The sequence below is a fragment of the Actinomyces naeslundii genome (assembly GCF_001956585.1).
Taxonomy (GTDB): domain Bacteria; phylum Actinomycetota; class Actinomycetes; order Actinomycetales; family Actinomycetaceae; genus Actinomyces; species Actinomyces naeslundii.
In genome coordinates this window covers 213,097-240,024 of sequence record NZ_MSRR01000003.1, presented here as the reverse complement: position 1 = coordinate 240,024, position 26,928 = coordinate 213,097, and the positions used below count along the sequence as shown (strand labels likewise).

Below are 26,928 nucleotides of genomic sequence, written 5' to 3'. Positions count from 1 at the left end.
CGTGATGAGCTCACTCGCCGGCGTGGTAGACGCCGTCGGAGCCCAGGCGGGCATCGGGGTCGAGCAGCATGGCGGCCTCGACCTCGTGCGGGTCGCGCTGCTTGGACTCCTCGCCCAGGCGCCGGCCCTGGACAGGCTCGAACAGCGGGGCCCGACCGATCATGCCGGCGCGACGGCGCCTGGTACCGGCTGCCAGACGGGCGTTGGCGGAGGTCAGCCAGGCATCGACTGCCTCCTGGCCCGCAGCCTGGCGCAGCGCTGCCTCGAAGGCACCGGGGTGCACGATCGCGATGAGACCCGAGACGTGCCCGAAGCCCAGCGAGGTCAGCAGTCCCGCGCGCACCGGGCCGGCACCGGGGACGCGCCCGTCCTTGCCGCCGCGACCGGCCAGGCGGATGGGCTTGCGCGGCCACACCCAGAAGGCGTCCTTGGCCAGCGGGGCGTCGACGACGTCCAGGGAGGCGTTACCGGGAGCCACGCCGGAGGCGAGGATCTCGGTCAGGCCCGCGACCTGGAAGACCGCGGCGCCGCCCTTGGCGTGACCGGTGATGGTCTTCTGCGAGACCGCTACCAGCGAGTTGCCCTCGGAGCGTCCCAGCGCGCGCGCCAGACGCGTGTGCAGCTCGGACTCGTTGGGGTCGTTGGCACCGGTGGAGGTGTCGTGCTTGGAGACCAGCGCGATGTCGTCGGCCTCCACGCCCAGGGCCGCCAGGGCCTTGGCCAGGCGCGAGCTGCGCCCGCCGCGGCCGGCGCCCAGGGCACCCAGGCCGGGTGCCGGGATCGAGGTGTGGGCGCCGTCGGCGTAGGAGGAGACGAAGCCGACCACACCGGCCACCGGCAGGCCCATCTGGGCCGCGACAGAACCACGGGCCAGGATCACCGTGCCGCCGCCCTCGGCCTCCACGAAGCCGCCGCGGCGGCGGTCGTTGGCTCGCGAGAAGTGGCGGTCGGAGATGCCCTTGGCGCGCATGGCCGCGGCCTCCGCGGTGGCGTTCATGTTGCCGAAGCCGACGACGGACTCGATCGAGATGTCGTCGATGGCGCCGGCCACGACGACATCGGCCTTGCCCAGGGCGATCTTGTCCCAGCCCTCCTCGATGGAGACGGCCGCGGTGGCGCAGGCGCTCACCGGCTGGACCATGGCGCCGTAACCGCCGATGTAGGACTGCATGACGTGGGCGGCCACGACGTTGGGCAGGGCCTCCTGGAGGATGTCACTGGGACGCTCCTCCCCCAGGAACCGGCCCACGAACATCTTGCGCATCGACTCCATGCCACCGAATCCGGTGCCCTGCGTGGAGGCCACGTCGGAGGGGTGGACGGCCTTGAGCAGCTCGGCAGGGGTGAAGCCGGCTGACAGGAAGGCGTCGACGGCGGTGACCAGGTTCCAGGAGGCGATCGGGTCCATGCCCTGAGTCATCGAGGCGGGGATGCCCCAGCGCTCCGGGTCGAAGTCGCGTGGGAACTGGCCGCCGACCGTGCGGGACAGGGCGGCGCGGCGCGGCACGCGGGCCAGTGAGCCGGCCAGGCGGGTGACGGTCCACTCTCCGGTCTCGGCGTCGGGGACCACGAGCGTGTGCTCGGGGTCGGAGGCCTCGACGGTACGGGCCGTGGCCTCGTCGGGAACCGACAGGGTGATGTCGCGGTCGAGGTAGACGGTGACCTCCTCGTCGGCGATCGGCGCGATGACGCCGTCGTCGACGAACTCGCGGATACCGCAGCGGGCCACGACCTCGTCGCGGTAGCGGTCCAGGATGTCGGACTCCTCGACCATCTCACCATCGGTGTCGTACCAGCCGGCCTTGGGGCTGTCCTGCCAGGTGAGCAGTCCCATGCCCCAGGCGAGCTCGAGGACGCCGGCGGCGGTCAGGTCGACGTCCTCCCCGCCGCTCATGCCCAGCTCGGCCTCGCGGCGCGTGCGGCCCGAGCCCCAGGTGGACACCTCACCGGTGGAGACGATGACGACCAGGTCATCGAGGTCGGCGCTCACCTCACCCCACTGGGGGGCGGTGGGCTGAGTCGGGACGACTGGGGTGGGTAGGGCCTTGATGACGGCCGGAGCCTCGTTCTCCTCGACAGGCGCGGCGGCCTGTGCAGCGGCGTTCTCACGCAGGGCCACGAGGTCGATGTCGTCGCCCAGTCCCCCGGTGAGGTCGGCGTTCACAGGTGCCTGAGCCGCCTGGGCGCGTACCTGGGTGGTGCACAGGCCGGTCAGCTCGGAGGCGATCTCCTCGGTGGTCCAGGTGCGGACCCCGGCGGCCTCGACCGCGGCGACAAGCGGGTCGTTGCCGCCCATGAGTCCGGTGCCCTTGACCCAGCCGATGCGGGGGTGAGCCAACGTCACGCGCTGGGCCCAGGCCCGCTCCGACGACCAGCGGTTGACGATCGCGGCCAGGGCGGACTTGACCTCGCCGTAGGCGCCGTCACCGCCGAAGGTGCCCCGGTTCGGGGATCCGGGCAGCACCACGTGGAGACGGTGGTCGACGTGGGTGTCTGTGCCGATGGCGCTCAGGGCGGCGATGGTGCGCTCCACCGACCACAGCAGCAGTCGGGTCTGAGACTCCGCCGCGGGGCCGGCGTCGGCCAGTGTGCCGGAGACGCGCGGCGCGGCGAAGGGGAACAGGAGCGTGGGAACCAGGGCCTCCTTGACGACCTTGGTGGAGCCACCTGAGGTGACCACCTGGTCGTTGCCGATCCACTCCGCCAGGGCGTCGACGTCGCGGTAGGAGGACAGGTTCGCGGGAACCATCCACAGTTTGGCGCCGGCCGCGGCGTGCTCACGATAGAGGGTGGTGGCGAACTCGAGGCGCTCGTGGGTCAGGCGCGAGCTGGTGGCCACCACGGTGGCGCCTCCGGCCAGGAGCTCCCCGACGACGGCCGCGGCGATCGAGCCGGGAGCCACGCCGGTGACAACGGCGACGTCCTCGGACCAGCGGACCGTGGGGTCACCGGCCTGAGGCTCCTTCGGTGCGGCCTGAGCGATCTCGGTCAGGACGGCGGAGCGCTCGGCGGCATCGGCCAGCTCAGAGCCCTTGACCTGCTTCGCCCACCAGGTGGCGTGGTCGGCCACCGCCTGCCCCAGGCCCACGAAGCGCTCGGGCGCCAGGAGCCGGCGGGAGGCGTCCAGGTCGGTCTCACCGGAGCCGAGGCGGGCGACGTCCTCACGGGCGGTGGCCCAGCGGTCATCGATGAGGACGGCGCGCTCGGAGGCGAAGGCCGGGGTGACGGACTTGACCCATCCGGTGCCGAGCTCGGCGTCCAGGGCCGCCAGGGCGGCCCGGGTGCGGGCGTCCTCGTCGTCGGCGTCGGCCGGGACGGTGGCCTTCTCGGCCAGGCCCAGGGCGTCCAGGAGGGTTCGGGCCGTGGTGGCCAGGACGCCCTCGTCGCCGGTGACGCTCTGGGCGAAGGCGTCCAGGGCGGCCGAGTCGACCACAGCCCCGCCGGCGCCACCGGCGCTCGGCTTGGACACGGCGACGCCATGATCGGCGGCGACGGCCTGGACGGCGGCGTCAATGAGGGTGTCGACGGCGCCGGCGCTGGTCAGCGGGGCCGAGGATCCCAGGGAGGCCAGGTCCTCGCCACGCATGGAGGCTCCCTCCCGGGTGCCCAGGAACACGGCGGCGGTCACGTGGGAGACCCAGCCCTGTCCCAGGCCCCAGGTCCCGGTGACACGGTCGGCGATCCGGGAGGCGCGCACGCCGGAGGGACCCAGGAGGCGGCCCAGGCCCACACGGATGGCCTCGGTGAGGACCGGGCCGAAGGCCTTGTAGCCGGGGGCCCCCTTGGCAACCGTGGCGGCCAGGGTGGTCATGTCGGCGTCGGCGGCACCGTCGATGGAGGCGAGCTCGAGCTCGGTGCCCAGGTCCATGAGGAGCTGGTTACGGCGCGAGGAGACCCCGTTGGTGAGCGTCTCGGTGGTGTCGGTGGCGCCGATCTGCTCGGGACGGATGCGCGAGGCGTGGGCCAGGAGCACCGTCAGGGCGTCGGTCGCACCGAAGGACAGGTCGTCCACCGGTCCGCCGGCGGCAGAAGCCGCCGGAGCGGGTGCGGCCTCGGCCGCGGGAGCAGGGGCCTGCTCGGCCGGGGCGGTCTCGGCAGGAGCGCCGGTCTCGGAAGCGGGCTCCTCGGTGACCGGGGCATCGAACTCCGGCTCGGTGAGCTCCACGGCCGGGTCGGTGTCGGTTGCCAGGACCCGGGCCTCATCGCGGCGGGCGTTGTGCACGGTGACGTGGCGTCCGGCGTGCTGAGGCAGGCGCAGGGTATTGGTGGCCAGGTTCGCCAGGGTGGGCGAATTGGCCAGGCCGACCTCGACGACGTGCTCGATCCCCAGGCCGCCCTCGCTCAGGGAGGACAGCAGGACCTCCTGGGTCTCGATCCATCGCACCGGGGATGCGAACTGCCAGGCCAGGAGCTCGACCAGCAGCACCCGGGCCAGCTCGGTGGGACGCTTCACCCAGGAGTCCCAGTCGGCCAGGATCTCCTCAATCGGCTCGGAGGGGACGACCTCGAGGATCGAGCGGGCGAAGTCCTGGGTCAGCGCGAAGGGACGCGCCACCAGGTTGGGCACGTAGTGGCCCACGAGACGCTCGATGTCGAGGTCGTCGGGGACGAGCTCGAGCAGGCGTCCCCGGAACTCCGGTACGCCGGGGCGCAGCACCTCGGAGTGGAAGGGCACGTCGATGCCAGGCACGAACATGAAGGGGTTCTTGCCGCCGCGAGCCTTGGCCTTGGCACGAGCGTCCGCTGCCAGGGCGTCCAGACCCTTGATCGTGCCGGCGACGGCGTACTGGACGCCGGCCAGGTTGTGGTTGACGATCTGGAGGAACTCGCCGGTCTCCTGGGAGATCGACTTCACGTAGGCCTCGACCTCGTCGGCCTTGATCCCGGCCTGGTTGGGGCGCAGCGCACCCATCCGGTAGTTCGAGGCGCCGTCGGCGTCGCGGGGCACCAGTGAGTGCATGGTGGAGCCGCGCTGGAAGACGATCGAGATCGTCGTCTCCACGGGCATGACGCGCCCGTAGGCGCTCAGGGCCGTGTACTCGCCCAGGGAGTGGCCGGCGAAGGCGGCGTTGTCCACCAGGGCCCCCGCCTCGGCCAGGCGCGCAGTGGTCGCCATGGCCACAGTGGCCAGAGCCACCTGGGTGAACTGGGTGAGGTTGAGCAGGCCCTCGGGGTGCCGGTAGGTGACGCCGCGGGCGGTCATCTCGGTGGGGTTGTCGCGCACCAGGTTGATGACGGAGAAGCCGAGCTCGGCGCGGGTGTGGGCGTCCGCCCTCTCCCAGACCTCACGAGCGGCCTTGGAGGAGCTCATCTCGTCCAGGCCCATGCCGGGGGCCTGGATGCCCTGGCCGGGGTAGATGTAGGCGGTGGGCTCGGGCGTCGTGACGGCGGTGCCGCGGGAGACGACCTCACCGTTGATACGGCAGACGACCTCCAGGACGTAGCCGCCGCCGACCACCAGGCCGGTGCGCTCCACGGTGATCTCGACGTCGTCGCTCAGCTCCACCGGGCCGGTCATGACGTAGGTCCAGCCGGCCAGGACGTGGCGCGAGCCGTCGGCCGCAGTGGAGGCCGCCACCTGCTGGGCGGTGGCCGACAGCCACATGCCGTGGACGAGCGGGGCGTCCATACCGGCCACGTGGGCGGCGTTGTAGGACGTGTGGATCGGGTTGAAGTCGCCGGTGACCCGGGCGAAGGCCGTCATGTCCGCAGGTGCGGTGACAGTGGTGCGGCGCAGGATGCGGCGGGCGGCCGGGGCGGTCTCGCGTCCGGTGCCACCGGCCAGCTCGGGCGCGCTGGGCACGGCGTTGCCGGAGGCCCGGCCGCGGATGGCGAAGCGCTCGCGCATCAGCGCCACGAGGGTGCCGTCGCCCGCGTCGGTCAGCTCCAGGCGCACGTCGACGACGCGGCCGGCGCTGGACTCCTCCAGGGCCGCGACCCATCCGGTGACGTTGATCGTGGGACTGGTGGTGGCCGCAGCCTTCTGGAGCTGGTGGAGAGTGAGGTGCAGGTCGATGGTGTGGTCCAGGTGAACCGCACCGAGGAGCCCCTCGATGAGCGGCATGCCGTCCTCGACCACGCTGCCCAGAGCCGCGTAGACCACGGGCCAGCAGGGGCCGAGCAGGGCGTCGGGGACGAAGGGAGCGGCCGAGAGGTCCACCGGCAGCGCGTCGGCGGTGACCGAGGCATGGTCATGGCCCAGGGTTCCGGCCAGCGTGAAGGAGCCGTGGATGGTGCCGAAGGGCTGGGTGGTGGGGCGTCCCAGGGCGTCGGTGGCACCGGCCTGCGCGGGGCGGACCTCGGGCAGGTGGTCGACGTCGTCGCCCGTGATGGACACGGCGCCCACACCGGCGGTGGCGCGCAGCAGGTCGTTCATCGTCTCGCTGATGCGCTCGGGGTCGACCAGCGGGGCGGCCCCGTCCCAGGCACGGGCGAGTCGCAGCGGCACCACGAGGCGGCGCACCGCGTGGATGTCTTCTCCACCGGGAGTGCCGTCCCAGTGGGTGTCGAGGCGGATGTCGAGGTCGTAGGCGTCCTCGGCCACGTCCGGGCGGGCGACGACGTTGTAGGCGTCGTCATCCAGGACGGTGGCCGGGTTGACCGTCAGGTGACCGTTCCACAGGACGTGGGGGGTGACCTGGACGAGCTCCTTGGCATCGGCCACAGGGGCGGCCAGAGCCCCGTCGGCCACGGCGGGGGCGGCGCCCAGACGACCGGCGGCCTCCTGCTCGCCGGTGCCGGCCTCACGCAGGGCCTCGACGGCGGCGGTCTCGAAGCGGCCCAGCAGCTCACCGACCGGCTCGTTGATGGTGGTGATGCCGGCGACGGCGACGGGCCCGGGGATGATGCGCACCTGGTCAGCGGTGTAGCGCGGGTCCTGGGACTGCCACAGGGAGTCAGTGCCCCACCAGCGCAGGATGTCGGCGTCGACCACGGGCACGAAGGGCACGGGCTTGGGGTGCTTGCGGCACAGGTCGACGAACCAGGCGGCGTCGACGGGCTCCACCAGGGTGGAGACGGCTGACGGGTAGCGCTCGGCCAGGGCTGCCAGAGCGGCGTCGGAGTCGATGACGGCGTCGTAGTCGGCAAAGAGCGTGGGGATCTCGCCGTGGTCGGCTTGGCTCAGGCGCGCCTCGATGCGGTGCAGCAGGTCGAGGAAGCGGTCGTACCAGCCCTCGTCGGCCCAGTCCGCGCGGGTGGCGGAGCAACCCTCGTGGGGGGCGACGCACAGCTCGGCGTAGCGGGTGGCCCACTCAAGGTAGGTCATCTCCTCGACGTCGCCGAAGTAGGGCTTGGCGGTCTTGGCCAGGGCCTCGATCATCTCCTGGCGGCGAGCGGCCATGGCGGCCTCGTCACCGGCGAGCTCCTGGATGAGGCGCGAGGCCCGGGCCGAGGAGTTGTCGATCTCGTAGAGGTCGGCGCGCAGGTGGGACAGGCCTGAGGTCATGCCGCCGATGGACTCCCCGGAGGCGACCCAGCCGCCCTCGACCCCGGAGTCCTCGGGGATCCCGGGGGTGTCGACGAGGAGCTGCTTGACGTCGTCGTTGGTCTTGGCCTCCAGGCAGGTCATCGCGGCGGTGCCGATCATGACGCCGTCGACGGGGGCCGCGGCCGTTCCGTAGGCCTCGGCCCAGCGGCCGGTGAGATAGTCGGCGGCGCGGGCGGGCGTGCCGATTCCGCCTCCGACGACGAGCACGGCGTTGGTCACGGCGCGGATGGCGTCGTAGGTGGCCAGGAGCATGGTGTCCAGGTCCTCCCACGAGTGGTGGCCACCGGCGTGCCCGTCCTCGATCTGGATGATGACGGGGCTGTCGGGCACGGCGCGCGCGATGGCCAGCACCTGACGGATCTGGTCCACGGTGCCGGGCTTGAAGGCGATGTAGGGGAAGCCCTCGGCGTGGAGGCGCTCGAGCAGGGCGGTGGCCTCGTCGAGCTCGGGGATCCCGGCGGAGATGGTGATGCCGTCGATGGGGGCGCCGCCGGCGCGGGCCTTGGACAGCAGGCGCTGGGTCCCCAGGTGCAGGTTCCACAGGTAGCGGTCCATGAACATGGCGTTGAAGGCCGCGGTGCGCCCGGGCTCGAGCGCCTCCTCCAGACCCTCGAGGTTCTCGGTCAGCACGGCGGGGGTGGTCTGACCGCCACCGGCGAGCTCGGCCCAGTACCCGGCGTTGGCGGCGGCGGCCACGATGGCCGGGTCCACGGTGGTGGGGGTCATGCCCGCCAGGAGGACGGCGCTGCGTCCGGTCAGGCGGGTGAAGGCGGTGTCGAGGGTGAGACGGCCATCGGGCAGGCGGGTGATGCGCGGAGCGAAGCGGGAGCGGTCGACGCTGGGCCGGGGGGCCGCGCCGGCGCGGTCGAGGTCATCGATGGCCTTGGCAGTCCCAGCAGGCACGACGGTCGTGCCGGTTCCGGCCACGACACCCTCGGTGAGTCGGACCAGGACGTTGCCCGGTCCCAGGTCCAGGACGGTGCGCACCGGGGCGGCCGATCCGGTCCCGAGCGACCCGGTGACCAGACCGGGCCAGTCCACCGGGTCGATGAGCACGGCGGTTGCCAGATCCCGGGCGAGCTTCTCGTCCAGGCCACAGGCGGCCGCCCAGGTGGCGACGTCGTCGACGGCGCCGGCCAGCAGCGGGGTGTGGAAGGGGACCGAGGTGGTGAGGAACTCGGTGACCGGGGCCAGGACGGCACCGCCGCGGCGGCGGTCCTTGCGGGCCTTGGCGCTGCGGGCGGCAGCGGCCTCCAAAGCGGTGACGACGCGCTCGAGGTCGGCTGGGCGTCCGGAGAGGATGTGGGCCTGGAGCCCGTTGGTCACGCCCACGGAGATCCGCTCGGATCCCGGCACCCGGGACAGGACGGAGTCGAGCACGCTGCGGGTCACACCGCGAACCGAGAGCATGGGGGTGGACTCCCCCACGGTGCCCAGGTCGAGGCGGCGGGTTGCGCGGGTGGCGGCGGCGCCGATGAGGCGGGCGATGGCGTGAACCTCGATGACGCCCTCGCCGTTCCCGGCCCGTACGGCGTCAAGAAGGCTGACGCCCAGGACACCCTGGGAGTGACCGATGGCGCCCACCGGGGCGTGGGCGGTGGTGTCGATCCCGGCCGCCGGCAGCGAGGCCAGGGCCGCGTGCTGAGCCATGAGGATGCCGGGTACGGAGACGTCGGCGCTGTCGGCGGTCGTGCGGTGCTGGGGCACGACCGGTGCGGCCTCGTCGTTCAGGAGCCGTGAGCCGCGCGGGGTCACGGTGAGCAGGTCGGTGGCCACGGGGGCCAGGCGCTCGGCCACGGCCCGGTCGACCGTGACGACGTCGTCGGCCAGGGCCTGGTCCAGGGAGACCAGGTCGGCCAGTGTCTGACGCCAAGGAGTGGCCTGGCCTCCGAAGGTGATGATGTAGGGCTCGCCTCCACTCAGGCGCTCAGCGATTGTGGTCGCGGGGCTGGGGGCTTGCGAGGTCGTGTGCACGGTAGTGGTGTCCTTCGGTGTTGCGACGGCGTGGTCGGAGGTCTCGGAACGGTTACCAGAACGGGGATCGGGTGAAGGCGCAGGACCTGCCTGCAAGCGGGATCTAGAGGGGGATGTTGTCATGCTTCTTGGGCGAGTCGGGGCGGGCGTCGTTCTTGGCGCGCAGCGCGGCCAGCGAGTCGACGATGACGCTGCGGGTGTCCTCAGGGGCGATGACGGCGTCGATCTCCCCGATGGCCACGGCCTTGTCCGGGTTGATGACGGCATCGGTGTACTCGGCCACGAGCCGCTCGTGCTCGGCGGTGGCGGCCTCCTCACCCTGCTCGTCACGGACCTTGGCCAGGTCGCGGCGGTGGATGATGCCGACGGCCCCGGCCGCTCCCAGGACGGCGATCTCGGCCCCCGGCCAGCAGAAGTTGAGGTCGGCGCCGATGGCCTTGGAGCCCATGACGATGTAGGCGCCGCCGTAGGCCTTGCGCAGAACGATCGTCACCAGGGGCACGGTGGCGGTGGCGTAGGCGTTGATGACCTTGGCACCACGGCGGATGATGCCGGCGTGCTCCTGCTCGGCACCGGGGCGGTAGCCGGGCACGTCGACGAAGGTGACCACCGGCAGCCCGAAGGCGTCGCAGAAGCGCACGAAGCGGGCGAGCTTCTCGGAGGCGTCGACGTCCAGGGTGCCGGCGTCCACCAGCGGCTGATTGGCGACGATTCCCACGGGGTGGCCCTCGAAGCAGGCGAAGCCGACGACCACGTTGGCGGCGAACTCCTCCTGGACCTGAACGAGCTCACCGTGGTCGACAACCGCCGAGACCACCTCGACGACGTCGTAGGCCTGGCGGGTGGAGGCCGGGACGATCTCCCCGACGCTACGGGCGGCCTCGGCGTCGGCCTGGGCGTCGGTGTCGTCGTAGGCGTACAGGGGAGCATCGACCTCGGCCGACGAGGGCAGGTAGGCCAGGAAGCTGCGGACCTGCCCCAGGGCGTCCTCCTCGTCCTCGGCCACGTAGTGGACGACACCGGAGACCGACCCGTGGATCCTCGCTCCACCGAGATCCTCGGCACTGATCTGCTCGCCGGTGACGGCGCGCACGACGTCGGGACCGGTCACGAACATGTGGGAGGCCTGGCGGGTGGCGATGACGAAGTCGGTCAGGGCCGGGCTGTAGACCGCGCCTCCTGCGCAGGGCCCCAGGATGACACTGATCTGAGGAACCAGACCGGAGGCTGCGCAGGTGCGGTTGAAGATGCGCCCGTACTGTCTGAGGGCTCCCACGCCCTCCTGGATCTTCGCCCCGCCGGAGTCGATGAGTCCGATGACGGGAATGCGCAGGCGCAGGGCGTCATCGAGAAGGCGAACGATCTTGTCCCCCTCGATGGTGCCCAGGGCTCCGCCGGAGACGGAGAAGTCCTGGGAGTAGACGGCCACCTGACGGCCGTCGATCTGCCCGAAGCCGGTGACGACGCCGGAGGGACGGGCCTTCTCACCTGCCCCGGAGCCGGTGTAGCGGCCGATCTCCAGGAAGGTGGAGTCGTCCAGCAGGTCGTTGATGCGCTCCCGAGCGGTGCGCTTTCCCTTGGCGTGTTGCCGGGTGGCGGCGCGCTCCTCGGCCTCCCTGTCGACGCGGGCGATGCGCTGGCGGAAGGCCGTGGTGGAGAGCGAGTCCGCCATCGTGGCTCCCGGTGTCGGCGTGCTGGAGCCGGCGCTGGAGTCTGTGCTCACGGTTCAGGCCTCCTCGGGGCTGTTCTCGGGGGTGTGCATGCGCACCAGGACATCACCGGCGGAGACCGTGCGTCCGGCACCGACGGGGATCTCCGAGATGGTGCCGTCACTGGGCGCGTGGACGTAGTTCTCCATCTTCATGGACTCCAGGACCACGAGCAGATCGCCCTGACAGACCTGCTGGCCGGGCTCCACACAGATACGGGTGACGATCGCCTGCATGGGGGCGGCGATGACGCCGGGCTCGGAGCCTGTCGACTCGGTCTCACCGGAGGCGCCACCGCGAGCCGAGCGCGTGGTCCCTCCGGAGCGACCACGTAACGGCTGGGCCCGGTTGCTGCGCGGGCTGAAGCCGCGCGCCGGATTGGAGGGGGCGAGGATCCCGTCAGGAAGGGTCAGCTGCATCCGGCGGCCATTGAGCTCGATGATGTAGCTGGAGCGGGTACGCGGGTTGGTGACCGCCTCCGGGGCGGCCTGAGAACCGTCGGCGTCTGCCGGAGCGCCGGCGTCAGCGAGCTCGGGCAGTACCTCGTTCTCGATCCACCGCGTGGTCACCGTCAGGCGTCCGGACGCGTCGGGGTTGGTGAAGGCCGGGCGTTCCAGGACCTCGGCGTGCAGAGCGGTGCACACGGTGACGCCTTCGACGACCGTCTCCCGCAGGGCGCGCCGGGCGCGGGCGATGGCCTGCTCACGGGTGGCGCCGGTGACGACGATCTTGGCGAGCATCGGGTCGAACATCGGGGTGACGACGTCGCCCTCGGTGACTCCCGACTCGATGCGGATGCCGGGGCCGGCCGGCCAGCGCAGGCGGGTGATGGCACCGGTGGAGGGCGCCAGGCCACGGGAGGGGTCCTCGCAGGTGATGCGCAGCTCGAGGCTGTGGCCGCGGGGCTCGTTGATCTCACCGAGGTGACCGCCCTCGGCGATGCGCAGCTGGAGCTCGACCAGGTCGGTCCCCGTGACCTCCTCGGAGACGCAGTGCTCCACCTGGAGACGGGGGTTGACCTCCAGGAACCAGAGGTCCTCCTCGGGGGTCAGGAGGAACTCACAGGTGGCTACTCCGACGTAGTCGACCGTCTCCAGGAGGCGGCGGGAGGCCTCGACGAGACGGTCGTGAGCGCCCTCGGGCAGGAAGGGGGCCGGGGCCTCCTCGAGGAGCTTCTGGTTGCGTCGCTGCAAGGAGCAGTCGCGGGTGGAGACGACGGCGAAGCCGCCGTGGGAGTCTCGGGCGCACTGGGTCTCGATGTGGCGTGCAGCCGTGACGAAGCGCTCCAGGATGAGGGTGCCTCCCCCCAGTGCTGCGGACTCGAAGGCGGGGGTGGACCTGACCTCGTCATCGTTGTGCAGCACAGTGATGCCGCGCCCACCACCGCCGTCGGTGCGCTTGAGAGCGACCGGGTAGCCATGGGTGCCGGCAAAGCTGATGACGGTCTCAGCATCGGTGACTGAGTCGGTGATGCCGGGCACCGGGGCCACCTTGGCCCGCTCAGCGGTGGCGCGGGCACTCATCTTGTCCCCCAGTGCGTCCATGGCCTCGGGTGACGGACCGACCCAGGTGATGCCGGCCTCGATGATCGAACGGGCGAAGTCGGCGTCCTCAGACAGGAATCCGTAGCCGGGGTGGACAGCGTCAGCGCCTGTGGTGCGGGCCAGCTCGAGGACTGCCGCCGCGTCGGTGTACGACGAGCCCTCCGGCATCGCGTAGGCCTCGTCGGCGAGCTCGGCCGCGGGGCTCATGAGGTCCTCGGGCGTGTACGGGAGGATCGATGTCGCCCCGAGATCGCGGGCGGTTCGCACGACACGTAGTGCGATCTCGCCGCGGTTGGCGACGAGGATGCGGGAGAGGGTCACCAAGAGTCTCCTTGCCTGGACGGTGCCGGGTTGACGGCGGGGCCCTCCATGGGCCGGGGTGGTGGGATCCGTGCCTTCCCTACAAGCGCAGGTTGACGGATCCGCTGGATGACGACGTTACGTGCTCAGGGTGCCACAATCCATTTGTGGAAACCTCACAAAGATTGAGAGTTGCGTTGGTGTAACAACCGAGACCCCAGCGATGGTGCGGCATAACCGGCGCCTTGCAAAGGCGTCTTTCGCCTTCCGAAGCCCTTTGAGGTTTCCCACAAGGATTGTCGGGGGGACCGCCTAGGCATCTCATCTGTCACATCCGTCTCATACACACCTCCTTCCTCAGGGCTGAGGGCTGTGGCATTACATAGCGACCAGTGGCGACCCGCCAGTGCTTGTCAGCGAATCGTTAGCGGCCGTGATCGTGTCGATGGGTGGCTGCCGCCTCGCGCAGCTCGGCAATGGCGGCCAGAGCGTCGTCGACCCGGTAGACCGCTGAGCCGGCGACGAAGACGTCGGCCCCGGCCTCGGCCGCGCGCTCGATCGTCTGGGAGGTGATGCCACCGTCGACCTGCAGACGCAGATCGAGCCCACTGGATCCGACCAGCTCACGAGCGCGGCGGATCTTGGGCATCATCGACTCGATGAAGGGCTGGCCCCCGAAGCCCGGTTCCACGGTCATGAGCAGGAGCAGGTCGAACTCCCCCAGCACGTCGGCAACGGCCTCCAGCGGGGTGGCGGGCCTCAAGGCTATTCCCGCACCAGCACCGAGCCGGTGAAGCTCGCGCGCCAGGCGCACCGGCGCCGTGGTGGCCTCGGCATGGGGGGTGACGATCTGGCAGCCCGCCTCGGCATAGGCCGGGGCCCAACGGTCGGCGTCGCGGATCATGAGGTGGGCATCCACGGGCAGACAGGTGTGGGCGAGCACCGCCTCGACCACGGGCAGCCCCCAGGACAGGTTGGGCACGAAGTGGTTGTCCATCACGTCGACGTGGATCCCGTCCGCTCCACCCGTACCGTCGGCACCCGCGACCCGATCGAGCTCATCGGCCAGATGCGCGATGTCGCAGTTGAGGATGGAGGGGTGGATAGCCGTCATCGGGTGCTCCTCATCGTGTGCTGAAGGTGTCGTCGTGGGTCAGCTGGTGCGGCGCAGAACGGCGCAGAACATGGCGTCGGTGCCATCGAGGTGCGGCCAGAGCTGAAGCATCTCGCAGTCAGCACCGGCCGGAGGCTGAGGCGCCAGACGGGTGGCGACGTCACCGGCATGCAGAATCTCAGTGCTCAGGCCCTCGTGTGCCAGAAGGCGAGTGACGTCACGCACCACGAGGCTCGTCTCGAGGGCGTGGGGTGAGCAGGTCACATAGGTCACCACTCCCCCGCGCCGCACGGCGCGCAGCGCACTGGTCAGTAGCTCGCGCTGGAGCTCGGCCAGGACGGTGACGTCCCCGGGCTGACGTCGCCACCGGGCCTCCGGCCGACGACGCAGGGATCCCAGCCCTGTGCAGGGCGCGTCGACCAGAACCCGGTCGTACCTGCCGGGCTCGTCGCGCCCGAGATCCCGCCCGTCACCGCAACGCACGTGGGCCGTATCCGGCGGCACCGCACGCAGGGCGGAGCGCACCAGGTCCGCCCGATGAGGGCTCACCTCGTTGGCGAGCAGGTGAGCGCCCTTCTGAGCCGCACGTGCGGCCAGCAGCGCAGCCTTGCCTCCGGGACCAGCGCACAGATCGAGCCAGCGCTCGTCACGGCCCTCGAGCGGGGCCTCGGCGGCGATGAGCGCAACCAGCTGGCTACCCTCGTCCTCAACCCCTGCCCGCGAGTCCCGGATCGCCTCGATCCTGCCGGGGTCTCCCCCGACCAGGACGACGGCCAGAGGACTGATCCGCCCCAGCCGCGGCTCGACCTCGTGAACCCGGTCGGCCTTCCGGGCGGTCTTGGCCAGGGCCTCAGGGGCGATGAGGCCGGGGCGGGCGCACAGCGCCACCTCAGGATCGGTGTTGTCAGCGACCAGGAGCGCCTCCAGCTCCTCGGCGCTGCGACCATGAGTGACCAGTGCCTGCCGCAGTGCCTTGACGATCCACTGCGGATGGGACTGGGTGCGCGCCAGGGCCACCGTCTCATCGGGGGCGTCCCGGCTCAGGAGCGCCATCCAGGCATCCGGGTCCTGACCGCTGAGCCGGCGCATGATCGCGTTGACGAAGGTGGCGGCTCCACGCCCGCAGGAGTCGGCGGCCAGGTCAACGGTGGTGCTGACGGCGGCGTGCTGAGCCACCCTCATCCCCATGAGCTGGTGGGCCCCCAGACGCAGGACATCGAGCACGGCCGGATCGATCTGCTCCAGGTGCCGGTCAGTGCACGTGGCGATCATGGCGTCATAGCGTCCCTGAAGACGCAGCGTCCCGTAGGTCAGAGCTGTGGCGAAGCCGGCATCACGCCGATCCAGCTCGGCGGAGTCCAGCAGCTCGGGCAGGAGGAGGTTGGCGAAGGCGTCGTCCCGGCGCACGCGGGTGAGCACCTCCAGCGCGACCCGACGAGCCGGGTCCGAGCGGCGTTGAGGCGAACGTGACCGCGTTCCCGCTCGTCCACTGCCCGGCTTGCGAGGGCGTCTCCCCCGGTCACGTCCGCCCCCGTGACCACCTGCCGCACCTCGACGTGTCGGTCGCTCCCCCATCAGACCGTCCCCTCGCCGTCATCACTGGCAGGGGCCGGAGCCCCCAGGACGGTACCCACCTCTGGGCGGGCACCGCGGGCCCAGGCATCTGCGGGCATCCAGCTGCGCCCGGCGGGCGCGACCTGTCCCAGGCGGATGGCGCAACCACCGGTTCCCACAAGCACCTCACGCTTGGTGGCGCGCAGCTGACCGGGAAGAAGATCGGTCACCTCCGGAACCGGAGTGACCGGTCCCAGACGGAACCTGGCCCCCAGGTAGGTGGTATGAGCTCCAGGTGCCGGGCACACGCCCCTTATCCGACGGTCAATGGTCAGCGCAGGGTCCTCCCAGCGGACCAGCCCGTCTGCGGCGGAGAGCATCGGTGCCAGGGTGGCCAGGGCGTCGTCCTGCGACTCAGGATGCGCGTTCCCCTCCTCGACCGAGCGCAGGACGTCGAGCACCAGAGGGGCTCCGTCCCGCGCCAACCGCTCCAGGAGGTCCCCGCTGGTGTCGGTCGTGCTGATCGCCTCGGTGATGCGACCGTAGACGGGCCCGGTGTCAAGCCCCTCCTCAAGACGGAACACGCAGGCGCCGGTCACCTCCTCACCGGCAATGATCGCCCGCTGGACGGGTGCGGCTCCGCGCCAGGCCGGCAACAGGGAGAAGTGGAGGTTCAACCATCCGTGCTCGGGTACATCCAGCAGATCGGTAGGCACCAGGCACCCGTATGCGACCACGACAGCGACGTCGGCCTTGAGACTGCGCATCCAGTCCCCTACCTCCTGGCCCTCCTCTCCCCTGAGCGTGGCCGGAGTGCGGACGTCCAGACCGGCCTGACGAGCCACGGCCGCCACTGGTGAGGGGTGCAGCGTGCGGCCGCGCCCCCTACGTGCGTCCGCACGAGTGAGGACTCCGACGACGTCGTGCTCACTGGCGATGAGGGCCTCCAACGTGGGCAGGGCTACCTCGGGAGTTCCGGCGAAAAGCACACGCATGAGGTTGAGTCTACGGCGCCACACCGCCGAATGCCGGGTTCACCTCCGGTCCGGCGTGGGAAGCAGCCCCGTAGCGACGAGCTCGGCGCGCAGCCGCCCCGCCCCGGTGAAGTGATGGGTGCGTAGGCCCAGCCTGCCGGCCGCCCGGATGTTGACCATGGAGTCGTCGACGAACAGGGTGCTGGCGGCGTGGAGGCCGTAGCGTTCCAGGAGCAGCTCGAAGATGGCGTCGTCCGGCTTGGCCAGGTGCTCGCGCCCGGAGACCACGATGCCGCTGAAGTGCTCGAGCTGAGGTACCAGGAGCCGGGCCCTCTCGAAAGGGGCGGCGTCGAAGTTGGTCAGGCCGTACAGCACCACGCCCTCCTTCAGGAGCTCGTCGAGCAGACTCGCCATGCCGGCAACAGGACCGGTCAGCGAGGCTGTGAAGCGTTGGCGGTACAAGGACAGGATCTCCGCCCAGTCCGGGCGATCCGGATGAGCCAGGGCATAGTCGGCGAGCACCTGCTCGAAAGGGGTCCCCAGATCCAGTCGTTCGTTCCAGGCGAGAAAGCCGCCGTCGGCCACGAACTCGTCCCACGCCTCCGGCGAGACGTATCCGGCGACGGCAGCTATCGGCTCCCAGGTGTACAGGACGTTGCCGTAGTCGAGAACGACGGCGTTCACGCGGCCAGAGGGGCGGATGGACTCAGCGTCGGGGCTCGGCACGGTCATACCTCGGTATCCTTCCACGGAGCCGCCGTATGCCGCCGAGACGGCACGGCTGTTGGCGCGAGCATGAGGCCTGATTTCGAAAGCGCTCAGGTTTTGTATGCCACCTACAAATTCACCCCCAAACCAACTGTATGTAAGGTCACGTCTGCAGTAGTACAGAACGTGACAACATCATCTAGGACGTATGTCACATGCCGACCGCACCTGCTTGATCAACCTACTTCGAACTTCCTTCTCCCAAGGGGTTTCCAACACTCGCGAACACTGGTACGCTCGTACCAATCCGGTACAGCCGTACCATTTCAATCATCAGGCGCATGATGTGCGTCATGATCCGCATTACCGGCACAGTGCTGTGTCAGAGAGGGAGTCATGGGTCTTTCCGTGGATTCCGAAATCGGGAGGCTTCGGCAGGTCATCCTGCACAGGCCCGGGGGTGAGATGCTCCGGCTCACCCCGCAGAACAAGGATCATCTTCTGTTCGATGACGTCCTGTGGCTCGAGAGGGCCCAGGAGGAGCACGATCAGTTCGCACGCGTGCTGACCGATCGTGACGTCGAGGTTCTCTACCTCAGCGACCTGCTGGCCGAGACCCTCGAGGTGCCCGAGGCCAGGGACTATGTCCTGGACCGGGTCGTCAACGAGAACACCAACGGCCCCATTGCTGCCGAGCCGTTGCGGGCCCTGGCTCAGGGGCTGTCCGGAGCCGACCTGGCCGAGATCCTCGTCGCCGGCATCACCAAGGCCGAGCTGCTGGAGCGCACCTCCTGCCCGGACTCCCTGGTGCTGGCCTCCATGAACGACGACGACCTGCTCCTGGCCCCGCTGCCCAACCACCTGTTCACCCGAGACACGTCGTGCTGGATCTACAACGGCGTGTCCATCAACTCGATGATGATGCAGGCCAGGCAGCGCGAAACCATCAACTACGAGGCGATCTACCGCTGGCACCCCCGCTTCGCGAGCGCAGACTTCCCCGTGTGGTCCGAGGGCACCCAGGCCGGCCCCGCCACGGTCGAGGGAGGCGACGTCCAGATCATCGGCAACGGCGCCGTGCTGGTCGGCGTCTCAGAGCGCACTACCGCCCAGGGCATCGAGAGACTCGCCAGAAGACTCTTCGCCGGTGGGAAGGTCAACCAGATCGTCGCCGTCGAGATGAAGCGGACGCGCGCGCAGATGCACCTGGACACGGTCATGACCATGGTCGACGTCGGCACCTTCACCGTCTACGGAGGCCTGGGGATGCTGCCGACGCTCACTGTGCGTCCCGGAAGCAACGGACAGATCAGCGTCACCCGCAACGCCCCGGAGGACATGTACCGCGTCATCGCCCAGGCGCTGGGCATCGACGACCTCACCGTCCTCATCACGCCTCAGGACTCGATGGCCGCCGCACGCGAGCAGTGGGACGACGGCTCCAACTCGCTGGCCATCGCCCCCGGCGTCATCGTCGCCTACGAGCGTAACGTCAACACCAACGAGTACCTCACCTCCCGCGGTATCGAGGTCTTGACGATCCCGGGCTCGGAGGTCGGGCGCGGACGCGGTGGCCCGCACTGCATGAGCTGTCCGATTCTGCGAGACCCGGTCGCCTGATACGGTCCCCCGTCGGCGCCTTCGGCGTCAATGAAGAAAACCCATCACCCACTCAACATCTGGACGAAGAAGAAGGAGTCCTCATGACCCACCCCCTGCACAACCGCAACTTCCTCAAGGAGCTTGACTTCACCGCTAAGGAGTGGGGCTCCCTGCTCCAGCTGGCGGCTGATCTCAAGGAGGCCAAGAAGGCCGGCCGCGAGGTCAAGCGGCTGACGGACAAGAACATTGCCCTCATCTTCGAGAAGACCTCCACGCGCACCCGTTGCTCCTTCGAGGTCGCCGCCTACGACCAGGGCGCGCACGTCACCTACCTGGACCCCTCGGGCTCGCAGATGGGGCACAAGGAGTCCGTGGCGGACACCGCCCGGGTGCTGGGCCGCTTCTACGACGGCATCGAGTTCCGAGGCAAGAAGCAGGAGCACGTCGAGGCGCTGGCCGAGCTCTCCGGTGTGCCGGTGTGGAACGGGCTGACCGACGAGTGGCACCCCACCCAGATGCTGGCCGACCAGCTCACCATGCTGGAGCACGCCGGCAAGCCGATCGAGGAGATCTCCTTCGCCTACCTCGGCGACGCCCGCAACAACGTCGCCAACTCGCTGCTCATCTCGGCGGCCCTCATGGGGATGGACGTGCGGATGGTGGGGCCCAAGGAGCTGCAGACCACTCCTGAGGTGGTGGCCCAGGCCGAGAGGCTGGCGAAGGACAGCGGCGCCCGGATTCTCGTCACCGACGACGTTGCCGAGGGCGTCAAGGGCGTCGACTTCCTCTACACCGATGTGTGGGTCTCCATGGGTGAGCCCAAGGAGGTCTGGGACCAGCGCATCGCGCTGCTGCACCCCTACCAGGTCAACGCCGAGATGGTGGAGGCCACCGGCAACCCCGACGTGAAGTTCCTCCACTGCCTGCCGGCCTTCCACGACCGCAACACCACCGTGGGTGAGGACATCTTCACCAAGACGGGCATGGACGGCCTGGAGGTCACCGACGACGTCTTCGAGACCGAGCGCAACGTCGCCTTCGACCAGGCCGAGAACCGCATGCACACCATCAAGGCCGTGATGGTCGCGACTCTCGGAGAGTGGGACTGAGTCATGAGAATCGTTGTTGCCCTCGGCGGAAACGCCCTGCTGCGCCGGGGTGAGAAACCCGACGCCCGCACCCAGATCCACAATGTCGAGGTGGCAGCGCGTGAGCTGGCGAAGCTGGCGGAAAAGCACGAGCTGGTCCTCACCCACGGCAACGGCCCTCAGGTGGGCGTACTGGCCCTGGAGTCCGCCAACGACGAGCGCCTCTCTGAGCCCTACCCGTTCGACACCCTCGGTGCTCAGACCCAGGGCATGATCGGCTACTGGTTACTCCAGGCCATGCAGAACGCCCTGCCGGGGCGCCACGTGGCCGCGATGGTCAACCAGACCCTGGTCATGGCTGGGGACCCGGCCTTCTCCAACCCCACCAAGTTCGTCGGCGAGGTCTACACCAAGGAAGAGGCCGAGAAGCTGGCCGAGGAACGCGGCTGGGTGGTCAAGCCCGATGGCGAGCACTACCGTCGCGTCGTCGGCTCCCCCAAGCCGCAGCGGGTCATCGAGACCCGGCTGGTGCGCACGCTCCTGGAGGCCGGTGCCATCGTCGTGTGCTCCGGTGGAGGCGGAGTTCCCGTCATCCGCAGCGAAGAGGGCAAGCTCAAGGGCATTGAGGCCGTGATCGACAAGGATCTGACCGCATCGGTCATGGCCGAGGCGCTTGAGGCTGACGCGCTTCTCATTCTCACCGACGTCGACGGCGTCTTTGAGGACTTCGGCACCGAGAACCAGAAACAGGTTCCGCGGGCCACGCCGGCAGAGCTGCGCGCCATGGGCCTTCCCAGTGGATCCATGGGGCCAAAGGTCGAGGCGGTGTGCCGATTTGTTGAGCTGACTGGAGACATGGCGGCAATCGGCCGTCTTGAGGACGCCGTTTCCATCATTGACGGTCAGGCAGGGACTATCGTGACACCCGGGGGCAACTACGGTGGCCCCGACGATATTCATCCCCCGATTCCCGAGCAGCTTGACACCCGTATTCGCAGGGCCTGACCGGAACGACGGCATCGGTCCTTCAAGGAGGTGGTGAGAACCGTCAACCACATATAACCACGCCACGGTTCAGCTATCATTCATTTATACAGATACTCCTAGGGCCGCGTTTAAGGTTCTTTTAGAGTAGAATGACAGTATTGAGCCACAGACATATTTACCTGTCTCAATTCACACACCACACAACGAGCACAAGGGAGTGACTCACTCATGACGAAGATCGTCAACTCTTGGAACGACTTCGACCCGCTCAAGCACGTCATCGTCGGACGCGCGGACTTCTCGGTTATTCCTCCTGAGGAGCCCGCCACCTCTGAGAAGGTGCCGATCGACTCCGAGATGCGCGGCATGTGGGGCCCCCGTCCCACCGCCACCGTCGAGGCCGCTAACGAGCAGCTTGACAACTACGTCAAGATCCTGGAGGGACTGGGCGTCAAGGTGGACCGGCCCACACCGCTGCAGTGGAACCAGGCCATCCAGACGCCTGACTTCCGTACGGAGTCGGGCTTCACCCAGATGCCGCCGCGCGACATCCTGCTGACCATCGGTGACGAGATCATGTCGTCGGCCAACTCGTTCCGGTGCCGGTACTTCGAGTACCTCGCCTACTGGCCCCTCATGAACCAGTACTTCGAGGAGGACCCGGAGTTCAAGTGGACCCAGGCGCCTCGTCCTCGGCTGACGGACAAGTCCTACAAGCACAACTACTACGACGAGCGGATCTCCTTGGAGGAGCGCCTTGAGCGCACCGCCGCCAAGGACTTCGTGACCACCGAGGTTGAGCCGATGTGGGACGCCGCTGACGTCATGCGCGTGGGTAAGGACCTGTTCATCCAGCACGGCCTGACCACCAACCGCAAGGCGATGGAGTGGTTCAAGCGTTACTACCCCGACCTGCGGGTGCACGCGGTGAACTTCCCCGGCGACCCCTACCCGATCCACATCGACGCCACCTTCGTGCCGCTGCGTCCCGGGCTCATCATCAACAACCCGCACCGCCGCCTGCCCGAGGAACAGCGCAAGATCTTCGAGGCCAACGACTGGCAGATCGTCGACGCCGCTCCCCCGGCCCACGAGGTTCCGCCGCCGCTGTGCTACTCCTCCGTCTGGCTGTCCATGAACTGCCTCGTCATCGACCACAAGACCGTGTGTGTTGAGGCCAGCGAGGTCCACCAGATGGAGCAGATGGACAAGCTGGGCATGAACGTCATCCCGGTTCCCTTCCGTGACGCCTACGCCTTCGGCGGTGGTCTCCACTGCGCGACCGCGGACGTCTACCGTGAGGGTGGCTGCGAGGACTACTTCCCCAACCAGGTCGCTGACCCGACTCTGGTCTGATTCTCTAGGGGTGCGGGGCGGTAGCTCATGGATCGGGCTGCCGCCCCGCACCGTTCCCGGCTCTGCTCTTCGCAGCGCGGCCGTCGGACGCTCCGTTGAACTGGCTGCGGCCGAACTGACCGCGTGAGATCTGGCAATGATGCCGATCTGCTGTGCATGCCGGGGGAACTCAGGAGACAAAACTGCCATGTCACAGACTTCGTCCGCTGAATCCTCTGTCACAGAGTACGTGATGAACAAGAAGCTTGGCGCCATTGCCATGCTTCTCTCCGCCACCGGGATGGGGCTCGTCGGCACCATCAGCCGTGGCACGACCGCCGGTCTTGCTGACGCCGACAAGTCCGTCATCGGATCGTTCCTTGCCTTCGGGCGTATGACCGTTGGGCTGCTCGGCTTCATTCTTATCCTGGTTCTCACTAAGAAGACCGGCTTGTTCCGGCGCACCCGCCTGAGCCTCACCGTGATCCTGGGAGGAGTAGCGATCGGCCTGTCCCTGGGCTGCTATATCTCCTCGACGCTGATGACGTCGATCGCCAACGCCGTCTTCCTCATCTACACAGGACCTCTGTTCTGTGCGCTGCTCGCACGCATCTTCCGCAAGGAAAAGATCAGCGTGCTCTCTGGAATTTTCCTGTCTCTGGTATTCGTCGGCATGCTGCTGACCATCGGAATCATCGACTTCAAGAACGGAAGTCTCACTTTCGGGCTGGATCTGTCGGCCTCGTCTCCTGAGTTCCCTCAGAAGAAACTAGGAGACCTTCTTGGCCTGCTGTCAGGAGTCTTCTACGGCCTGGCGATGTTCTTCTACGGCTATCGCAAGGACGTGGACTCGGTTGTACGCGGTGTCTGGAACTTCTTCTGGGCCGCCTCTGCTACGCTGGCGATGTCGGTTATCCTGAAGCCCTGGCACGGCGTTGCGTCCTTCACGGTCACCAACTGGATGTGGGCTGTGGCCCTCTTCCTTGTCTGTGGTCTCTTCGCACTGGGATTCCTGGTCGTTGCTGGACGCAATCTCCCTGCCGTGGAGTACTCGACGATCTCCTACTGGGAGTGCCCTGTCGCCATTCTGTGTGGTCTCATCGTCTGGGGGGAGAAGCTCACTCCTGTGGGAATGGTCGGGGGGCTGCTCATTGTCGGCGGAGGGCTGGCGCCTATCATTCTGGATGCCGTCACTCGGAAGTCTCGCGCTTCCGAGGCCTGATCATCACGCCATCCTGTCTGTCTGCGGAGACAGGTCCAGAAGCCCCGTAGGCAGACAGGATGGCGGGTACAATCATTCGCACATGTCATCACAAGATGACATAACATCATCGTCGACATCGACTGACCCGGAGCCATAGGCCATGAATACCGTCCACTCAGGAAGCCTGAACGACCATCACCTGGACCCCGAACGAAGTCTCGCGCTGAGGCGCGCAGCAAAAGCGAGTTTCATCGGAAACTTCATTGAGTGGTTCGACTACGCCTCGTACGGCTACTTGGCCACCGTCATTGGCCTTGCCTTCTTTCCTGAAGCAGATAAGACTGTTCGGTTGATGTCAGCATATGCCGTGTTCGCCATGTCGTTCATTCTACGACCGATCGGGGCCATCGTGTGGGGAGCCTGGGGAGACCGATGGGGACGTCGTTGGGCTCTGTCTTGGTCGATTCTCATCATGTCCGGATCGACCTTCTTCATCGGGCTTCTTCCCACATACTCGGCTATCGGAATAGCGGGCGCCATTGGCCTGCTACTGCTGCGTATGATCCAGGGATTCTCCGCGTCGGGAGAATATGCGGGAGCTGGAACCTTCCTCGCTGAGTACGCACCACCTTCTCGTCGTGGAATATACACGTCGTTGGTTCCCGCCTCCACCGCTTGCGGCTTGCTTGCCGGGTCTCTCATGGTCACAGGGATGTTCACAGTTCTCAGTGACAGCGCCGTGAACACCTGGGGATGGCGAGTTCCCTTCCTCTTAGCCGGTCCACTGGGACTCATCGGCCGCTACATCCGGGTGCACCTGGAGGACTCCCCCGCCTACCAGGAGATGCGCGCAGAACTACCGCAGGCAGCAAAGTCGACAAAAGCTACTACTTCTATATTCCAGCGCATGAGCCATCACCGTCGTGGGATAGTAATATCCCTGGCGGCTATTTTAGTTCACGCAATCGCATTTTACGCCATAATTGCATATCTTCCAGGTTATATGCAAAGAGGGGTTGACTTAGATAAGTGGACCGCAATTGTCGTTGTAGCATGCGGTATCTTCGCTTACATCTGTACAATCTCTTTCACTGTTCGCGTAACTGATCAACGAGGACAACGACAAAGACTTATTGTCGCCTTGCTGATTTTCATCCTGCCTGAATCGATCCAGGAACTTCTGAGTAATCACCGCCGGGAAACCGCCATCACGTTTGGTGTTTCTTGCCTCAACGCGGTTGCCTTCTACATGTTGCTTAGCTACATGCCAACCTATGTCCACGAAGAACTGGGGTTCTCACAGGATACTGCCACGTTAGCAACCTCTATAATGCTTGTTGTCTACATCGGCTCAATATTCGTCATGGGTCACTTGTCCGACTCTTTCGGACGTCGACAGATGCTCATTACTGCCTGCATCGCATTTCTCGTGCTGACCATCCCACTTTTCCTTATAATGACCAGGGTTGCTGGCATGATCATAGCTGTTGTTCTGTGTCAGATCGTGTTTGCTATCGCTCTGACCGCCAATGATGGAACGCTGGCCACCTTCTTGGCGGAGTCCTTCCCGACCAAAGTGCGCTACTCCGGCTTCGCTTTGTCCTTTAATGGAGCTAATGCGATTCTTGGAGGAACGACACCATTTATCGTCACCTGGCTCATCAGAGTTACGGGCTCACCTTTAGCTCCCGCAGCTTATCTTACCGTAATCGCGTTGATTGCTATGGTGGCTATTTTCATGTCTCGCACGATTCACGGATCAGAACTAACCAAATAAATAGTATCTATATCAAGGAGGCTTATTCATAGAGGTGTTTAGGGTGTCTCATTGGTAATTGTGTGACGTTAAGCAAGGCGGCGACTCGTTCCTGAGAGAATTTTTGGTGGTCAAGCCAATTCAATCAAAAAACGAGCCGTCGTCCTGAATGGCAACACGAGAATCCTCCGCAGTGAGGTTCTGGACCTGTGCGAGATGATCTATGACATGGGCTCTCTGCCCGGTGTTCGGGGCCCAGGTGCTGGGTCCGTTCCTGCGCGTGCGCCTGACCCTGACCTACCTGAGGCACAACCTGCCCTAGGAACTGCTTGTCGAGGTCTACGCCTGACTCATGACGCTTAGTGTGCCGGGGGTGGGGTGCTCAGGGCGGTGAGGATGTCGTTGGCGGTGTCGGTCAGACGTGGTGCGGCTGCGAGGTGGTGGCCGTTGAGGTTGATGGTGACTTCCTGCAGGCTGCGTAGCTCGCGCACGATCCTGGCGATGCTGATACCGGTGGTGTCCTGGAGGTAGCGGGCGACGGCTAGGGAGGCCATGACCATCGTCAGGTGGGCCTCGATGGCGTCGTGGGTGTGGTGGAAGACCGGGCGGGCTCTTAGGTCGTGCTTGCTCATCCGAAATGACTGCCCGGGCGTGCCACAGCTCGTGATTTGAGGAGACGACCTCACCGGCGTCCATCAGGTGCGCGGGAATGTTGGTGACGTAGCCCTTGAGCCCGACCAGGGACCGGGCTCTGGCGATGGATGCCTCATCAAGGACCTGTTCGCCTTGATGGACGGTGACAAAACGCGTGCCCTTAGGGCGCTTCTCGCCGGCGATGACGGCCCGGGCCCGGTTGGCCTGGGCCGTGAGGGTCTGGCTGTCCCTGGCGGCGCGCTTCTTGGAGTAGGCCCACACTGCTCTCCATGAGCCCGGGTGGGTGTGCGGGTCCCACACCGGCTCATGACGCCTGCTGATATCGCGCTGGCTCCTGGAGCCTCTTCTGGGGGTGATGGTGTCAATGACCTGCCCGTCGGCGGGGGCGTCCCCGTGCCAGTGGAAGTGGGCCTCCAGGTCGCCTGGGGCCCGGGTGGTGCGGGCGCCGACGATGAACCGCAGCCTCGCGTCGTCCAGGGCTGTCAGGTTGGCGGCTGAGAGCATGCCGGCGCCCGGCGACGATGATGAGGTCCTCGATGCCGTGGGCGGCCTGGAAGGCCTCCACGATGGGGATGATCGTGGTGGTCTCGGCCCGGTTGCCCTCCCAGCAGCCGACCTGGAGAGGGAAACCATGACGATCGACCAGTAGCCCGATGATGACCTGGGGGTCGACCCAGTAACCCACCCGCCTCAGGTCGTCCTCATGCTCGGTCTCGAAATAGAGCGTGGTGACGTCGTACAGGCACAGCGCCAGCCCGTTACCTTGTTGGTGGTCCCGGGTGGTCCGGGGCTGGGCCAGCTGCTGTGGGCATGATGTCTTGCCCCTGTCCGCAGATGATCCGGGGGGTGTTGTCACCCGCGGCAGCCGGGCGCTGGTGACCGCTGATAAGGGGAACGGCCCGCTGTGTGTGAGGTCTTTCGTAACGTGGGTGCGGG

Annotated in this window: 13 protein-coding genes and 1 pseudogene; 6 read left to right on the top strand and 8 right to left on the bottom strand. The window is 67.5% G+C overall.

All coding sequences use genetic code 11. The annotated features are described in order from the left end of the window. Window positions 1-10: 10 nt before the first annotated feature. From BKH33_RS02000 to BKH33_RS01970, 7 genes are all read right to left on the bottom strand, one after another. On the bottom strand, window positions 11-9,463 hold the full coding sequence (locus BKH33_RS02000) for a type I polyketide synthase (RefSeq protein ID WP_081395406.1): 9,453 nt from the start codon (window positions 9,461-9,463) through the stop codon (window positions 11-13). 103 nt (window positions 9,464-9,566) lie between these two features. Then, window positions 9,567-11,135 carry an acyl-CoA carboxylase subunit beta gene (locus BKH33_RS01995; RefSeq protein WP_043539635.1) on the bottom strand — a complete coding sequence of 523 codons (1,569 nt, stop codon included), beginning with the start codon at window positions 11,133-11,135 and terminating at the stop codon, window positions 9,567-9,569. 54 nt (window positions 11,136-11,189) lie between these two features. Beyond that, on the bottom strand, window positions 11,190-13,037 hold the full coding sequence (locus BKH33_RS01990; protein WP_076080391.1) for an ATP-binding protein: 1,848 nt from the start codon (window positions 13,035-13,037) through the stop codon (window positions 11,190-11,192). A gap of 403 nt (window positions 13,038-13,440) precedes the next feature. Beyond that, entirely contained in the window at window positions 13,441-14,130 is a 690-nt protein-coding gene (gene rpe, locus BKH33_RS01985) for a ribulose-phosphate 3-epimerase (protein ID WP_043539632.1), read from the bottom strand. Between the two features lie 39 nt (window positions 14,131-14,169). After that, window positions 14,170-15,705, bottom strand: coding sequence for an RsmB/NOP family class I SAM-dependent RNA methyltransferase (locus BKH33_RS01980; protein WP_076142469.1), 1,536 nt, complete (start codon window positions 15,703-15,705; stop codon window positions 14,170-14,172). After that, on the bottom strand, window positions 15,705-16,679 hold the full coding sequence (gene fmt, locus BKH33_RS01975; protein WP_043539634.1) for a methionyl-tRNA formyltransferase: 975 nt from the start codon (window positions 16,677-16,679) through the stop codon (window positions 15,705-15,707). The genes BKH33_RS01980 and fmt overlap by 1 nt, the downstream gene beginning before the upstream one ends. 39 nt (window positions 16,680-16,718) lie before the next feature. Next, the gene (locus BKH33_RS01970; protein ID WP_003784330.1) at window positions 16,719-17,390 is read right to left on the bottom strand and encodes an HAD family hydrolase; all 672 of its coding nucleotides are present in this window, start codon (window positions 17,388-17,390) and stop codon (window positions 16,719-16,721) included. Window positions 17,391-17,762: 372 nt separating this feature from the next. On the opposite strand from BKH33_RS01970, the gene arcA reads away from it, so the two are divergent. The 6 genes from arcA (at window position 17,763) to BKH33_RS14035 (ending at window position 25,359) form a co-directional block, all read left to right on the top strand. Beyond that, window positions 17,763-18,986: an arginine deiminase gene (gene arcA / locus BKH33_RS01965; RefSeq protein ID WP_003784321.1), complete on the top strand. Its 1,224-nt coding sequence runs from the start codon at window positions 17,763-17,765 to the stop codon at window positions 18,984-18,986. A gap of 83 nt (window positions 18,987-19,069) precedes the next feature. Beyond that, a complete protein-coding gene (argF, locus tag BKH33_RS01960; protein ID WP_003784323.1) occupies window positions 19,070-20,077 on the top strand; it encodes an ornithine carbamoyltransferase in 1,008 nt (335 codons plus the stop codon). 3 nt (window positions 20,078-20,080) lie between these two features. Continuing rightward, window positions 20,081-21,061 carry a carbamate kinase gene (gene arcC, locus BKH33_RS01955; RefSeq protein WP_003784340.1) on the top strand — a complete coding sequence of 327 codons (981 nt, stop codon included), beginning with the start codon at window positions 20,081-20,083 and terminating at the stop codon, window positions 21,059-21,061. A 210-nt stretch (window positions 21,062-21,271) separates the two neighbouring features. Then, window positions 21,272-22,399 carry a serine/threonine protein kinase gene (locus BKH33_RS01950; RefSeq protein WP_003784343.1) on the top strand — a complete coding sequence of 376 codons (1,128 nt, stop codon included), beginning with the start codon at window positions 21,272-21,274 and terminating at the stop codon, window positions 22,397-22,399. A 187-nt stretch (window positions 22,400-22,586) separates the two neighbouring features. Then, on the top strand, window positions 22,587-23,600 hold the full coding sequence (locus BKH33_RS01945) for a DMT family transporter (protein WP_003784337.1): 1,014 nt from the start codon (window positions 22,587-22,589) through the stop codon (window positions 23,598-23,600). Window positions 23,601-23,742: 142 nt separating this feature from the next. Then, entirely contained in the window at window positions 23,743-25,359 is a 1,617-nt protein-coding gene (locus tag BKH33_RS14035; protein ID WP_003784324.1) for an MFS transporter, read from the top strand. Between the two features lie 338 nt (window positions 25,360-25,697). On the opposite strand, the pseudogene BKH33_RS01930 reads toward BKH33_RS14035, so the two are convergent. Beyond that, window positions 25,698-26,749: pseudogene (locus BKH33_RS01930) on the bottom strand (IS1634 family transposase); the annotation flags it as partial. Between the last annotated feature and the right edge of the window lie 179 nt (window positions 26,750-26,928).